This window comes from Polaromonas sp. CG_9.7, assembly GCF_015752205.1.
GTDB lineage: Bacteria > Pseudomonadota > Gammaproteobacteria > Burkholderiales > Burkholderiaceae_C > Polaromonas.
In genome coordinates this window covers 76,008-90,861 of sequence record NZ_JADOVG010000013.1, presented here as the reverse complement: position 1 = coordinate 90,861, position 14,854 = coordinate 76,008, and the positions used below count along the sequence as shown (strand labels likewise).

Sequence of the window (14,854 nt, the reverse complement as noted above, 5' to 3'; positions counted from 1 at the left end):
AGATGGATTGCGGGTCAAGCCCGCAATGACAGGGAAAAGCATGGATTGCGGGTTGAGCAGCAATGACTGCGTTTTTAAGCACTTAGGCTGCGATCCAAACCATCACCGACTTGACCCGCTGTCCTTGTCATTGCGGGCTCGACCCGCAATCCATGACTTCTGCCCGAAGCTCAGATACAGGCTTTTGTTCCTCAGCCAGCGCCGCCTCGTCAGCCCATGCCCGCGCCATGCTGGCCGCGAGCAGCAACACGCCGGACGAAAAGTAAATCCACATCAATATCACCACCAGCGAGCCAGCCGCGCCGTAAGCCGACACGACCGCCGCCGTGGACAGGTAATAGGCCATCAGGTACTTGCCCACCTGAAACAGGACTGCACCGGCCATGGCGCCCATCACCAAAAAGCGCAATGCGGGCTTGGGACCGGAACTCATGCGCATCAGCCCCAGGAACAGCGCTGTGCAAAAGGCAATGGACACCACCTCGTTCAGGATCCAGACGACTTTTTCCAGTGGCAGGTAATTTCCAGCCCAGAGCGACAGCAGGTTGGTGAACGTCGAGACGGCCAGCGACACCAGCAGCAGGAATCCCAACGCCAGGATATAAGCGACGCCGCGCAGTCTCAGGCTTGCGCCGTACCACCACTTTGGCCTGGACGTTTTTTCGCTGCCATTGCGCCACAGGCGCTCGAATGCATTTTGCAACTCGGCAAAGACGCCGGTCGCGCCGGACAGCAGCAGTCCAAAGGCAAACAGCGACGCAGTGATGCCTTCAGACGGCTCTTGGGCGCTGGTCATGGCCTGCTGGATGACTTTGGCGCCCTGCTCACCGATGACACTGGCAATCTGCGTGATCAGGCTGCTTTCAATGAAGGTGCGGTCCAGCCACCAGCCCATGACCGCCACCAGCAGCACCAGCAGCGGGGCCAGGCTGAGGATGCCGTAGAACGACATGGCTGCGCTCATGCGCAGGCCGTCGGCATCCACCCACTGGTTGACGGCGCGCCACAGCGGGCGAAAGATTCTTAAAAGTAACAAATGCCCGAAAGCAGCCAGCGTTGGGCGTCGGGAGGAAGGAAGAGCCATCATTCAAATAGCGTACAGACGCTACAAAAACTGCTCGCCGGACAGCCGCTTCAGGCGCCGTAGGCAAGGGCCGATGACACCGCCGTTGGCCACGACCGCAATCCGCGATGCGTCACCAAAGGCATGTCAGGAAAAAGCCTTGAACAGCGCGGCGACTTTCTTCTTCGGCTTGATGTTGGCCGATACGCCATTGCGCGCCGCATTGGCCTTTGACGATGCCTCCCACGAAGGCAGGGACTCTGCCGCCACGCCGGGCTCATACGGACGGTCAAAAAACGGATCGCGCGATACGGCGGGCTGGCGGTGCGGCGTGTACTCGCGTCGCTCCCGGCGCTCGGTGTGCTCTCTGGGCGAACGGTGCTCGGGCGCCCTGCCCTCTTCGCCTTCGCGGTACATGCGCCGGCCGTCGTTGATGCGGCCCTGCACGCTGATGCGCGGCGTGTCTTCCTCAAACTCCAGCGGCTCGATTTCGATCTTGGTCTTGATCAGCTTTTCAATGTCGGTCACCAGGCGCTGGTCGCTGCTGGCGACAAAGCTCACGGCCAGCCCGGAAGCCCCGGCGCGGCCGGTGCGGCCAATGCGGTGGATGTAGTCTTCGGCGTTGAAAGGCACGTCGAAATTGAACACTGCCGGCACGTCCTTGATGTCCAGCCCGCGCGCGGCCACGTCGGTGCAGACCAGCAGGTCCACTTCGCCGCTTTTAAACGCTTCAAGCGCCTTGAGCCGTTCGTCCTGGCTCTTGTCGCCGTGCAGCGCGGTGGTTTTCAGGCCTTCGCGCTCGAGCGAACGCGCCAGTTTGGCGCAGCCGAGCTTGCTGTTGACAAAGACAAACGCCTGCTTCATGCCGCGTGTCTTGAGGATCTGGTGCAGAGCGCGGCGCTTGTCGTCGGCGCCGACGCTGTAGAAATGCTGCTCGACGGTGGAGGCGGTGGCGTTGGAGCGCGCCACCTCGATCGTCACCGGGTCTTGCAAAAAGCTGGAGGCCAGGCGCTTGATCTCGGGCGAGAAGGTGGCCGAAAACAGCAGCGTGATGCGCTGCTTGGGCAGGTAGCTCAGGATGCGCTGCAGGTCGGGCAAAAAGCCGATGTCGAGCATGCGGTCGGCTTCGTCCAGCACCACGTATTCGACCTGGTTGAGCACCGTGTTCTTGGCCTCGATGTGGTCGAGCAGGCGGCCCGGCGTGGCGACCAGCACCTCGACGCCTTTTTTGAGTTCCAGCGTCTGCGGCTTCATGTCCATGCCGCCAAACACCACGGCGCAGTTCAGGTTGGTGTACTTGGCATAGAGCTTGACCTGTTCGGCCACCTGCACGGCGAGTTCACGCGTGGGCAGCAGCACCAGCGCCCGCACCGGGTGGCGCGCTGGCGAGGTCGAGGCGTTCTCGTGCTTCATCATGCGTTGCAGCAAGGGCAGCGTGAACGCGGCAGTCTTGCCGGTGCCGGTCTGGGCGGCGCCCATCACGTCTTTGCCTTGCAGCACGACCGGAATCGCCTGTTCCTGGATGGGGGTCATGGTTTCGTAGCCCATGTCGGCTACGGCGCGTGCCAGCGGTTCTGCCAGCGAAAGGTTCGAAAAGGATGATGTCATTTAGCCTTATATTGTCGCACTTTGAGTGCTTCGGGCTTCCTGGGGCGATTCACAAGCTTGGCGGCCAGCCAGCCGAGCGCGCAGTCAAGAGAATGAAATTGATGCAAGATGCTATTTATTTTATAGCTATAGAAGCTTATGTATAAAGCGCAAAATGGCTAAATCACTATTTTTTCGATGCCAGCCACGCGCTGGCGCCCGGCAGGGGTCAACCGGCCTGCTTTAACCCTTCAAACCACCCAACCCGTCGCTGACGCCTGGATAACGCAGCGCCAGGCGCAACTCCTTTTTCATCCGCCGGTTGTCCAGCCGGCGTGATTCACTCATGAAGCTCAGCAGCATGAGTGGCAACTGCTCGTTGGCTGCGCTGCGCGCCACGCGGGGCGGCCGGGGCAGGCGGTACAGGTCGGCCGCCAGGTCGAAATAGTCACCCATCAGCAATTGCGTGTCGTCGCAGACATTGCTGATGCGCTGCGGCTTGCCACGCCACAGCGCCGCGATGCAGGCGCGGGCCAGGTCGTCAGCGTGAATATGGCTGGTGTAGACGTCGTCTTCACGGCGCAGCACCGGCGTGCCCTTGAGCAGACGGCCGCGTGGCGTGCCGCCTTCGCGGTCGGTCGCATAGATGCCCGGAATGCGCAGGACATGCACCGGCGTTGCGGTGGCGCGGCCGAACAGCCGCACCTGGCCTTCGGCCTGCACCCGGCGCTGCGCGCGCGGCGTGTTCGGGCTTGGCCCCCAGGTTTCATCCACCAGCGCACCGGCGCAGTCGCCATAGACGCCACTGGTCGAGCCGTACACCAGCGCGTCGGGCAGGCTGCGCAGCCGAAGCGTGCGCAGCAGGGCCAGCGTGCGCGGGTCATCGCGCCAGTTGGGGTTGTGGTTGGGCGGCGGTGCTAGGTGCACCACCCGCGTGGCCAGTCCGGCCAGCCGGCGCAGCGTGGCCGGCGCGTCGAGGTTGCCAAGCAAGGGCGTGATGCCCGCTTGGCGCAAGGACGGCAGCCGGTCCGGCGACGAGGTCAGTGCGATGAGCTTGATTTTGGACGGCAGTTGCCGGGCCACGCGCAGACCGACATCACCGCAGCCGATGATGAGCACGCGCTGGCGGCGAAAACGCGCGGGCAGCGCGCCGAGGGGATTCATGTTTGAAGGCAAAATTGGGGGTGGCCGGGGAACGGCCCGTCAGGTGACACAACGACAGCAGCAAAACGCCCAAGGATACCGACTATGAGTTTCAACGTGAATGTGCTGCCCAGCGGCCGCAGCTTTAGCGCCAATGAGGGCGAGCCACTGCTGGCCGCCGCCATCCGCCAGGGCATCGGCCTGCCCTACGGCTGCAAGGACGGCGCCTGCGGGTCGTGCAAATGCAAGATGCTCGAAGGCCAGGTGACGCACGGCGCGCACCAGCTCAAAGCGCTGTCGGCCGAAGAAGAAGCCGCCGGCTTCATCCTGACCTGCTGCGGCGTGGCGCACAGCGACGTGGTGCTGGAGTCGCGCCAGGTGACCGACGAAAGCGCTTTCCCGATCCGCAAGATGCCGGTGCGCGTGACCAGCCTGGTGCGCGCGACGCCCGACGTGATGGTGGTTCGCCTGCAGCTGCCCGCCAGCGACACCATGAAGTACCACGCCGGCCAGTATGTCGAGTTTTTGTTGCGTGACGGCGACCGGCGTTCGTACTCGATGGCCAATGCGCCCTATACCCAGCTGGAAACGCCCGGCATCGAACTGCACATCCGCCACATGCCGGGCGGCAAGTTCACCGACCATGTGTTTGCCGCCATGAAGGAAAAGGAAATCCAGCGCGTGGAAGGGCCGTACGGCAGCTTTTTCCTGCGCGAAGACAGCGCCAAGCCGATCGTGATGGTGGCTTCGGGCACCGGGTTTGCGCCGCTCAAGGCCATCATCGAGCACATGCAGTTCAAGCACATCGTGCGTCCTGCCGTGCTGTACTGGGGCGGACGCCGCCCCATCGACCTGTACATGACCGACTGGATTGAGGCCCGGGTGGCCGAGATGCCGAACCTGCGCTATGTGCCCGTGGTGTCCGACGCGCTGCCCGAGGACGGCTGGCGGGGCCGCACCGGCTTTGTCCACCAAGCGGTGCTGGAAGATTTTTCCGACCTCTCGGGCCACCAGGTGTACACCTGCGGCGCGCCCATCGTGGTCGAGTCGGCGCAGCGCGACTTCACCGAGTTGGCGGGCCTGCCGACGGAAGAGTTCTTTGCCGACGCGTTCACCACCGAAGCAGACAAGGCGCTGAAGACCTGAAACAACTGAAACGCTCACAGCGCCTGAATCAGAATTAATAGCAGACTGTTCAATCTGGCCTTGCGACAGCGGCACTTTTTATTAAAAATTTCAATGAAAAATAAATCTTCCGTCTTTTATCCCCTGCGCCGCAACTCGCTGCTCGCCACTGGCGCGCTTGCGCTGGGCGCCGTCCTGGCGGCAGTCGCTTCGCCGGCGGCCCTGGCCCAGTCGTCCGCGCCTTCAGGCCAGGTCATCCGGTTGATCGTTCCGTATGCATCGAGCGGCCCGATTGACGTGACGGCGCGGCTGATGGCCGACAGCGTGAAGGCATCGCTGGGCACGGTGATCATTGAAAACCGGCCCGGTGCCGGCGGCAACATCGGCGTCGATGCAATCGCCAAGGCCGCGCCCGACGGGTTGACCCTCGGCATCGCGGCGGTCGCCACGCATGCCATCAACCCCTGGCTCTACAGCAAGATGCCGTACGACGCGGCCAGCGACTTTGCCGCCATCACGCAGATGGTGCGCGTGCCCAATGTGCTGGTGATGAATGCCGACACCGCGCGCCGTTTGAACATCAACACGCTGGCCGACCTGATCCGCTACGCCAAGGCCAACCCGGCCAGGCTCAACTATGCCAGCGGCGGCAACGGCAGCGCGGGCCACCTGGCCGGCGAGCTGTTCAAGTCGCAAGCCGGCATCTTTGCGCTGCACATTCCCTACAACGGCGGCAACCCTGCCCAGTTGGCGCTGCTCAGCGGCCAGGTCGATTTCAATTTCGACAACCTGGCGACCGCATCAAGCAACATCAAGGCCGGCAAGCTCAAAGCGCTGGCGGTGACGACGGCGCAGCGCAGCGCCTTTTTGCCCGAGGTGCCGGCCATGGCCGAAACACTGAAAGGTTTCGGGATCGACACCTGGTGGGGACTGGTGGCACCCGCCGCCACACCCCGCGATGTGGTTGCCAAACTGAACCAGGCGTTTGTCGCGGCGCTGAAGGCGCCCGAAAACAAGGCCAGGTTCAGCATGCTGATGGCTGAACCCGTCGCCAGTTCCCCCGAGCAGTTCGAGGCCTTCATGAAAAGCGAGCGGGCCAAGTACGAAAAAGTGGTGAAGGCGTCCGGCGCGCGGGTGGACTGATTTTTGAGCCTTTAAGGGATTTTGCGCACATCCTGTCTACGAAAGCAGCTACTGAATAAATAGCAGTTTGACTATGCAAGTTGAGTTGTCCGGTCTTCGGTATTCATCTTCCACCTGTTCTGGCTGGGCCTGTGATGAACTGAAAAAACGGGATCAGGGCGGCGCGCTGTTTGAGCGAAACGCAGTGGAGCGAGTTTGCGCCGCCCCCCGTTTTTTCGGGGCAGCGCAGGTTGCCCGAAGCGAAGCGCAGGGACCCGGACAGCCGGGTCGCCTTTTCTTTGCTTACTTTCTTTTGGCGATAGCCAAAAAAAAGTGAGTTGCCGCCGGGCAACCCCCGGCCAGCAAAACTCAAAAGAGTCAAGGGGCTATGAACTCAATAGCTACCAACGCAAGCAGAACAAGCGCAAACAGCCTAAATAGTCAAAAATCACTCACCCAGATAAGCCGCCCGCACCCGTGGATCGTCCAGCAGCAGTTTGGCGTCGCCATTCATCGTGATGTTGCCCGACTCCATCACATAGCCCCGGTTCGCAATGCCCAAGGCCCGGCTCGCGTTCTGCTCGACCAGCAGCACCGTCATGCCAAGCGCCGACACGTCCCGCACCACCTCGAAGATCTTGTCCACCATGATCGGCGACAGGCCCATCGACGGCTCATCCAGCAGCAACACCTTGGGCCGGCTCATCAGCGCCCGGCCCATGGCCAGCATCTGCTGCTCGCCGCCCGACATCGTGCCGGCCAGCTGGTCCTTGCGCTCGCGCAGGCGCGGGAACAGCACGAACATTTTCTCGATGTCGTCGGCAATCCCGGCCTTGTCGCTCCTGATGTAGGCGCCCATCTGCAAATTTTCGGTGATGGTCATGCGGGCGAACACGCCGCGCCCCTCGGGCACCATCGCCAGGCCTTCCTTGACCAGGTCCCAGGCGCCGCGCCCCTTGATGCTCTTTCCCAGGTATTCGATGTCGCCAGCCAGTATCGGCAAGCCGCCGGTAATCGCCTTCATGGTGGTGGTCTTGCCGGCGCCATTGGAGCCGATCAACGTCACCAATTCGCCGTCGTGGACCTCGAAATCAATGCCCTTGACCGCCTGGATGCCGCCGTAAGCCACCTGCAAACCGGTAATTTTCAGAAGTGTGTTTGTTGCCATGGTTTTGCTTCCTTAATGACCTGAGCCCAGATAGGCGGTGATCACTTTTTCGTTTTTCTGGACGTCGGCCGGCACGCCTTCGGCAATCTGCTTGCCGTAGTCGAGCACGGTCACGCGGTCGCACAGGCCCATGACCAGCTTCACGTCATGCTCGATCAGCAAAATCGTGCGGTTGTCCTTGCGAATGCGGTCAATCAGTTCGCGCAACTGGATTTTTTCAGTGGCGTTCATGCCGGCGGCGGGCTCGTCGAGCGCAATCAGCTGCGGGTCGGTGGCCAGCGCCCGGGCGATTTCCAGCCTGCGCTGGTCGCCGTAGCTCAGGGTGCGCGCCTTGTAGTCGGCATATTTGCCGATGCCCACGTAGTCGAGCAACTCCTGCGAGCGCTTGGCAATCGCCGCTTCTTCGCGCTTGAAGCCGGGCGTGCGAAATATGGCGCCCACCAGGCCGGAATGGGTGCGGACATGCCGCCCGACCATGACATTTTCCAGCGCCGTCATGTCGGCAAACAGCCGGATGTTCTGGAAGGTGCGGGCAATGCCGGCCTTGGCCACTTCGTGCACCGCCGTAGGCTTGTAGGGCTTGCCGGCCAGCTCGAAGGTGCCGCTGTCGGGCGTGTACAACCCGGTCAGCACATTGAAAAACGTCGTCTTGCCGGCACCGTTCGGGCCGATCAGGCCATACACCTGGCCGCGTTCAATCTTGATGCCGACATCGCTCAGCGCCTGCAGGCCGCCAAAGCGCTTGGAAACACCAGAAACATTCAAAATGGTTTCACTCATGTCCATTCTCCTTAAGGGTTGATGGACTCGATGGGGTCTTTGCCGGGGCGCTTGTTCAGCGACTTGCCGTGCTCGGGCGATGGCCACAGGCCGCGCGGGCGCAGCAGCATCACGGTGATCATGGCCAGCGCGATCAGCAGTTGGCGCAGGATGGACGAGTCCAGCCGGCCGTCGGTCATGGCCTGCAGCGGCCCGGCCACATGGCGCAGCACCTCGGGCATCGCGGCCAGCAGCAGCGCCCCCAGAATGACGCCGGGCAGGTGCCCGATGCCGCCCAGCACCACCATGGCGACAATCATGATCGACTCCATCAGGCTGAACGATTCCGGCGAGACAAAGCCCTGGAAGGCCGCAAACATCGAGCCCGACACACCGCCGAAGGTCGCGCCCATGCCAAAGGCCAGCAGCTTCATGTTGCGGGTGTTGATGCCCATGGCCTTGGCGGCAATCTCGTCCTCGCGAATGGCCATCCAGGCGCGGCCGATGCGTGACTTTTGCAGCCGGTCGCAAACGATGACCGAGACAATCACCAGCGCCAGAAACAGGTAGTAATACATCGACACCGAGGCAAATTCAATGCCGAAAAAGTTGTGCGACTGGCCCAGGTCAAAGCCGAAGAACTTGATCGAGTCAATCTGGTTGATGCCCTTGGGGCCGTTCGTCAGGTTGATCGGGCGGTCCAGGTTGTTCAAAAACACCCGGATGATCTCGCCAAAGCCCAGCGTGACGATGGCCAGGTAGTCGCCGCGCAACTTGAGCACTGGCAGGCCAAGCAGAATGCCGAAGAACGCGGCCACCAATGCAGCCATAGGTATGGTCGCCCAGATCGGCAGGTGCAGGCCGTTCGGAAAATTTGCGGCAATCCATGGAAAAGCCTCGGCCAGATGCGGCGATCCGAGCAATGCAAACAGGTAGGCGCCGACGGCAAAGAAAGCCACGTAACCCAGGTCGAGCAGACCGGCGTAACCGACCACGATGTTGAGCCCGAGCGCCAGCAGCACATACAACAGCGCCATGTCGACAATCCGCACCCAGGCGTGGCCGCCTTGTTGCAGCAGCAAGGGCAGCACCAGCAATCCAAGTGCCACGATCAAAAAGGTCGTAATTTTTTTGGTATTCATGAATTTTCTCCTTGTGGGGGTCGCTCGATTGCCCGGCCTTCAGGCCCGGTCCGCCACACGTTCACCCAGCAGGCCGGACGGTCGCAGCGTGAGCACAAAAATCAGCACGATAAAGGCAAAAATATCGGAATACTGGCTGCCCAGCACACCGCCGGTCAGCGGACCGATGTAGCCCGCGCCAATGGCCTCGATCAGCCCCAGCAGGATGCCGCCCAGCACCGCGCCGCCCAGGTTGCCAATGCCGCCAAACACAGCGGCGGTGAACGCCTTCAGCCCCGGCAAAAAACCCATGGTGTGCTGCACCGTGCCGTAGTTGGACGCGTACATGACACCGGCCAGCGCGGCCAGGACAGCACCGATGATGAAGGTGGCGGAAATCACGGTGTCGGGTCGCACGCCCATCAGCGCCGCCACGCGGGGATTTTCAGCGGTGGCACGCATGGCACGCCCCAGCTTGGTGTAATGCACCAGCCACATCAGGATTGACAGCGTCACCGCCGTCGCACCCAGAATCAGGATCTGGGTCACGGTGATCACGGCGCCGCCAAACTCGTAGGGCACGGGAGGCAGCAAGGTGGGATAAGGCTTGTAGTTGGGCTTCCAGATGATCATTGCCAGCGTTTGCAGCAACAGCGACATGCCGATGGCAGTGATCAGTGGGGCCAGTCGGGGCGAATTGCGCAGTGGCCGGTAAGCAATTTTTTCGATGGTGTAGTTCAGCGCGCCGCACACCACAAAAGCAATCAGCAGGGAGACCAGCAGAATCAGCCAGCCCGGCGCGCCGGGCATGGCTTCCTGCATCCAGCCGATGATGGTCCAGCTTGTCAGCGCCCCAACCATCAGCACTTCGCCATGCGCAAAATTGATCAGGTTGATGATGCCGTACACCATGGTGTAACCCAGGGCAATCAAGGCGTACATGCTGCCCAGGACCAGTCCGTTGATGATTTGCTGTAGCAAAACTTCCATATCCGCTCCGTTTATTTTAATGAGCCAACTCTGCCGGCGTCGCGCTTGCACAGCATCACCGTGAAAACACGCAAGTTAACAAAAAGCCCGCCTGTCTCCGGTGAAATGACCGGGGGAGGTGGCGAGCTAGTGGGCGAATTGTAGCCACAGGGTTATAGCGAGAATCGCGCCAGTCAAACTGTTTTTCCGGGGTAAACCCTAGACGAATTGAAATATTTTGGTGGAAGCATGTTGCATCAGCGGGATTTTCCAGGCATCAGTTTTTCTGATGGTTTTTTGCCTTCAGTTCATTGAGCTTATCGGCAATCCGGATCTCCAGGCCGCGGTTGACAGGCCTGTAAAAGCCCGGTGCGACCATGCCTTCGGGGAAGTAGTTTTCGCCTGCCGCAAAGCCATCTTCCTCGTCATGCGCATAGCGGTAGTTTTTGCCGTAATCGAGCTGCTTCATGAGCTTTGTTGGTGCATTGCGCAGGTGCATAGGCACCGGCCGGGTGCCATCTTGCTTGATGAAGGCCTTGGCCTCGTTGAAAGCCTTGTAAAGCGCATTCGACTTTGGCGCGACTGCCAGGTACACCACGCATTGCGCCAGTGCCAGTTCGCCCTCGGGCGAACCGAGCCGTTCATAGACTTCGGCGGCATCGAGCGCCAGGCGCAGCGCGCGCGGGTCGGCCAGGCCTATGTCCTCGCTGGCCATGCGGATCAGGCGGCGCGCCATGTAGCGCGGCTCGGCACCGCCGTCGAGCATGCGCATGAACCAGTACAGGGCAGCGTCGGGGTCGGAACCGCGCACCGACTTGTGCAGCGCCGAGATGGTGTCGTAGAACTGCTCGCCGCCCTTGTCGTAGCGGCGCAGGCGCTCGCCCAGCACCTTGAGCAGCCAGGCATCGGTCACGGCGGTGATTTTTTCGGATTTGGCGGCGACGCTGAGCGATTCAAGCGTATTGAGCAACCGGCGGGCGTCGCCATCGGCATAAGCCACGAGCCGGTCCACCGCTTCGTCTGCTATTTTTTCTATCGCTGGCAGCGCCCGCTCCAAAAGGACTCTGGCAACAATTTTCTTGAGATCGGTTTCCGCCAACGGCTGGAGCACATACACCACCGCGCGCGACAGCAGGGCCGAATTGACCTCGAAGGACGGGTTTTCGGTGGTCGCGCCAATGAAGGTGAACAAGCCGCTTTCGACATGCGGCAAAAAGGCGTCTTGCTGGCTTTTGTTGAAGCGGTGCACCTCGTCAACAAACACGATGGTGCGCCGACCGCCCTGCGCCTGCCAGATCGTCGCCTGCTCGACCGCCTCGCGGATGTCCTTGACGCCGCCGAGTACAGCGGAAATGGTGATGAAATGCGCGTCGAAGCTGCCGGCCATGAGCCTGGCGATGGTGGTCTTGCCCACGCCGGGCGGTCCCCACAGAATGCAGCTGTGCGGCTCGCCCGATTCAAAGGCGATGCGCAGCGGCAGGCCCTCGCCCAGCAAATGCTGCTGGCCGATGACTTCGCCCAGGTTCTTGGGCCGCAGCCGCTCGGCCAGGGGTTGATGCGTCGATGGGGGGGACTTGGCCATGAAAGAGGCGCCTTGCTTTTGCTGCCTTGCCGCGCTGCTGCCAGCAGCCCTGCGCGGCAGGGCAGCCGGTTTACTGCCGGATCACGTCCGCGCCCTTGGGCGAAGTGAACTGGAACGCGTCTTTGGGCAGGCTGGGGTTGACCTCTACCTGACTGAAGGTGAGCACCGAGCGCTGGCCGAAGCTGTCGAGAATTTCCAGCGCCGCAAGTTCAGCCGTTTGCGCTGCGGGTTGCTTGCCCGCGCGAAAGCCGACGCGCACCGCTTGCAGCTGCCCGTCTTTGGCCTTGGGCGTGGCCACGACCCATTCCAGGCCGTCCTTTTCAGGTGCGGCGGCCAGCGTGAAATCAGCCTGCAACGCGCGCAGATCGGGCGCGGCGGCGATCAGCGCGGCAGGCGTCGAGCCCAGCGCGGCAGACTGCTTGCGCGCGGTGACCTGGTTCAGGTCGGCATCGTAGAGCCACAAGGTCTGGCCGTCGGCGACGATGCTTTGCTCGAAAGGCTTTTGGTAAAGAAACTTGAAACGGTTGGGCCGGGAAAATGCGAAAGTGCCGCTGGAGGTCTTGCTGCGGGCGGTCTGGCCCTCGCGGGCGGGCGCGGTCACGACCTGCGTGAAGTCGGCGCGGCCGCTGCTCACCGTCTTGACGAAGGTTTCAAGGCTTTCCAGGCCGTTTGCGCATGCTGTGCCTACATATGAAGCTATTAAAAAAGTAGCAAAAAAACGTTTCATCAAGTTCACTCCGCCCTTGCGGGCACCAGGATTTCACGCTGGCCGCTGCCACTCATGGCGCTGACCAGCCCGGCATTTTCCATGTCCTCGACCAGCCGCGCGGCGCGGTTGTAGCCAATCTTGAGGTGACGCTGCACCAGCGAAATGCTGGCCTTGCGGTTTTTCATCACCACTTCCACCGCCTGGTCGTACATCGGGTCTTTCTCGCCGCCCGCATCGCCCGACAGGTCGCCGCCCTCGCCTTCGACCGTGCCGCCTTCGAGCACACCATCGATGTAGTTGGGGGTTCCCTGCTTCTTGAGGTAGGCGACGACCCGGTGAACTTCTTCGTCACTCACAAACGCACCATGCACGCGGATGGGAAAGCCCGTACCACTCGGCATGTAAAGCATGTCACCCATGCCCAGCAAGGCCTCGGCGCCCATCTGGTCCAAAATGGTGCGACTGTCGATCTTGCTGCTTACCTGAAAGGACAGGCGCGTCGGAATGTTGGCCTTGATCAGGCCGGTGATCACGTCCACGCTGGGTCGCTGCGTGGCCAGTATCAGGTGGATGCCGGCGGCTCTGGCCTTTTGCGCCAGGCGCGCAATCAGCTCTTCAATCTTCTTGCCAACCACCATCATCAGGTCGGCCAGCTCGTCGATCACCACGACGATATAAGGCAGGCGCTCCAGCGGCTCCGGCGCGTCAGGCGTCAGGCTGAAGGGGTTGTAGATGAACTCCTCGCTGGCATTGGCCTCGTCGATCTTGGCGTTGTAGCCGGCCAGGTTGCGCACGCCGAGCTTGCTCATCAGCTTGTAGCGCTTTTCCATTTCAGCGACGCACCAGTTCAGGCCGTGGGCGGCCTGGCGCATATCGGTGACGACCGGCGCCAGCAGGTGCGGAATGCCTTCGTAGACGCTCATTTCCAGCATCTTCGGGTCGATCAGCAGCAGCCGCACGTCGCGTGGATCGGCTTTGAAGAGCAGGCTCAGGATCATCGCGTTGATGCCCACCGACTTGCCCGAGCCGGTGGTGCCGGCCACCAGGCAGTGCGGCATTTTGGCCAGGTCGGCGACGACCGCATGGCCGGCGATGTCCTTGCCCAGGCCCATGGTCAGCAGCGAGGTGGCGTCGCGGTAGACCTTGGAGCCCAGAATTTCGCTGAGCTTGATCATCTGCCGCTTGGCGTTGGGCAGTTCCAGCGCCATGTAGTTCTTGCCGGGAATGGTCTCGATCACCCGGATCGACACCAGGCTCAGCGCGCGCGCCAGGTCCTTGGCCAGTGTGACGACCTGCGAGCCCTTGACGCCGGTGGCCGGTTCGATTTCATAGCGCGTGATGACCGGGCCGGGCGCTGCAGCGACGACACGCACCTCGACACCGAAGTCCTTCAACTTTTTCTCGATCAGGCGCGAGGTCATTTCCAGCGTTTCGGACGCCACGCTTTCCTGTCGCAGCAAGGCGGTGTCGAGCAAACTGACCTGTGGCAGGTGGGAGTCCATCTGCGACGAAGGTGCTGCGGCCAGCAGAGCCGGCGCGGCAGGCACGTGCGTCACCCCGGACACAGAGGGAAAAGGGAAGACTGGCGCAGCGGCTGGTGCGACGGCCGCCACGGTTGGCGTGGCGTTTGCCGGCACACCTGGTTTGGGTTTGGCGGGACGCTCACTTTTTAGCACTTCGACCGCCGGCTGCTTGATGATGACCGGCACCGGGTGATGTGCCTCGGTCCCAGTGCGTTCATCGCTCAGCGTCTCTTCGCGCTCGCGGGCGGCTTGCTTGCCCACGGCAAGATCCTGCGCGAGTTCGCGTTTTTCACGGCGCAAGGCCATGATGCTGTCAATCCTGGCACCCAGACGCAGGGCGACGCGGCCCCAGGAAAAATTGAACACGCTGGCCACGGCAATCAAACCCAGCGCAATAAAGACCAGGCCCGATCCGGCAAATCCCAGCCATTTGACGCCCACGTTGCCCAGCACATAACCAATCACGCCCCCTGCATGGCCCGGAAGCCTGAATTCGAAGCGGTACAGGCGCGACCATTCCAGCGCGGCACTGGCCGTCAGCAGCAACACCAGTCCGAGCCAGAACCAGACGCGGTTCGGGATAGGTTCCGGTGCCAGCGAATTGCGACGCAGTCCGCGCGTCACGGACTGCACCCAGACCCATGCGCTGGCGGCCAGCGCCCACCAAACCGAAAATCCCAGCAAGAAGTAGCTGGCATCGGCCAGCCAGGCACCCAAAAAGCCGCCCCAGTTCCTGGCAGCCACCAAAGTGCCACTGGCAGCATCCGGATTCCCGGAGGTTGACCAGGCCGCATCCTGCGGCGAGTAGCTCAACAAAGCGGCCATCCAGAGAATCAGACCCACCAGTCCCAGGATCAGGCCAACTTCGCGGGCTACACGTTTAAAGCCGCCGGGCGCGCCCGCAGCAGGAGAATTTCTGGAGTTCAGGGTATCTAGCGAGTAAGTCATAAACGGGTCTTGAAGCTTAACGCAGTTGGGCGAAG

At 61.9% G+C, this 14,854-nt stretch carries 13 protein-coding genes; 2 read left to right on the top strand and 11 right to left on the bottom strand.

Translation table 11 applies throughout. The features are described 5' to 3' along the window. Positions 1-127 precede the first annotated feature (127 nt). The 3 genes from IWX87_RS13910 to IWX87_RS13900 all read right to left on the bottom strand — a co-directional run bounded on the left by IWX87_RS13910 (position 128) and on the right by IWX87_RS13900 (position 3,826). On the bottom strand, positions 128-1,087 hold the full coding sequence (locus IWX87_RS13910; protein ID WP_196864124.1) for a YihY/virulence factor BrkB family protein: 960 nt from the start codon (positions 1,085-1,087) through the stop codon (positions 128-130). 123 nt (positions 1,088-1,210) lie between these two features. Beyond that, positions 1,211-2,671: a DEAD/DEAH box helicase gene (locus IWX87_RS13905; protein ID WP_196864123.1), complete on the bottom strand. Its 1,461-nt coding sequence runs from the start codon at positions 2,669-2,671 to the stop codon at positions 1,211-1,213. A 222-nt stretch (positions 2,672-2,893) separates the two neighbouring features. After that, on the bottom strand, positions 2,894-3,826 hold the full coding sequence (locus IWX87_RS13900) for an NAD-dependent epimerase/dehydratase family protein (protein WP_196864122.1): 933 nt from the start codon (positions 3,824-3,826) through the stop codon (positions 2,894-2,896). Positions 3,827-3,898: 72 nt separating this feature from the next. Between IWX87_RS13900 and IWX87_RS13895 the strand changes: the two genes are divergently transcribed. Then, positions 3,899-4,939 (top strand): CDP-6-deoxy-delta-3,4-glucoseen reductase, encoded by a 1,041-nt coding sequence (locus IWX87_RS13895; RefSeq protein ID WP_196864121.1) that lies wholly within the window; start codon positions 3,899-3,901, stop codon positions 4,937-4,939. A gap of 93 nt (positions 4,940-5,032) precedes the next feature. Next, complete coding sequence (locus IWX87_RS13890) at positions 5,033-6,061, top strand: tripartite tricarboxylate transporter substrate binding protein (RefSeq protein ID WP_196864120.1); 1,029 nt, start codon at positions 5,033-5,035, stop codon at positions 6,059-6,061. 103 nt (positions 6,062-6,164) lie between these two features. Here IWX87_RS13890 and IWX87_RS13885 read toward each other — a convergent pair whose 3' ends face one another. The 8 genes from IWX87_RS13885 to IWX87_RS13850 form a co-directional block, all read right to left on the bottom strand. Beyond that, positions 6,165-6,422 carry a hypothetical protein gene (locus IWX87_RS13885; protein ID WP_196864119.1) on the bottom strand — a complete coding sequence of 86 codons (258 nt, stop codon included), beginning with the start codon at positions 6,420-6,422 and terminating at the stop codon, positions 6,165-6,167. A 66-nt stretch (positions 6,423-6,488) separates the two neighbouring features. Continuing rightward, positions 6,489-7,208 (bottom strand): ABC transporter ATP-binding protein, encoded by a 720-nt coding sequence (locus tag IWX87_RS13880; RefSeq protein WP_196864118.1) that lies wholly within the window; start codon positions 7,206-7,208, stop codon positions 6,489-6,491. 12 nt (positions 7,209-7,220) lie between these two features. Next, positions 7,221-7,988, bottom strand: coding sequence for an ABC transporter ATP-binding protein (locus tag IWX87_RS13875; protein ID WP_196864117.1), 768 nt, complete (start codon positions 7,986-7,988; stop codon positions 7,221-7,223). An 11-nt stretch (positions 7,989-7,999) separates the two neighbouring features. Continuing rightward, positions 8,000-9,109 carry an ABC transporter ATP-binding protein gene (locus IWX87_RS13870; protein ID WP_196864116.1) on the bottom strand — a complete coding sequence of 370 codons (1,110 nt, stop codon included), beginning with the start codon at positions 9,107-9,109 and terminating at the stop codon, positions 8,000-8,002. Between the two features lie 39 nt (positions 9,110-9,148). After that, positions 9,149-10,078, bottom strand: coding sequence for a branched-chain amino acid ABC transporter permease (locus IWX87_RS13865; protein ID WP_196864115.1), 930 nt, complete (start codon positions 10,076-10,078; stop codon positions 9,149-9,151). 256 nt (positions 10,079-10,334) lie between these two features. After that, positions 10,335-11,639 (bottom strand): replication-associated recombination protein A, encoded by a 1,305-nt coding sequence (locus IWX87_RS13860; protein WP_196864114.1) that lies wholly within the window; start codon positions 11,637-11,639, stop codon positions 10,335-10,337. A gap of 70 nt (positions 11,640-11,709) precedes the next feature. Then, on the bottom strand, positions 11,710-12,366 hold the full coding sequence (gene lolA, locus IWX87_RS13855) for an outer membrane lipoprotein chaperone LolA (protein WP_196864113.1): 657 nt from the start codon (positions 12,364-12,366) through the stop codon (positions 11,710-11,712). Positions 12,367-12,371: 5 nt separating this feature from the next. Further along, positions 12,372-14,819, bottom strand: a complete 2,448-nt coding sequence (locus tag IWX87_RS13850; RefSeq protein ID WP_196864112.1) for a DNA translocase FtsK — start codon at positions 14,817-14,819, stop codon at positions 12,372-12,374. Between the last annotated feature and the right edge of the window lie 35 nt (positions 14,820-14,854).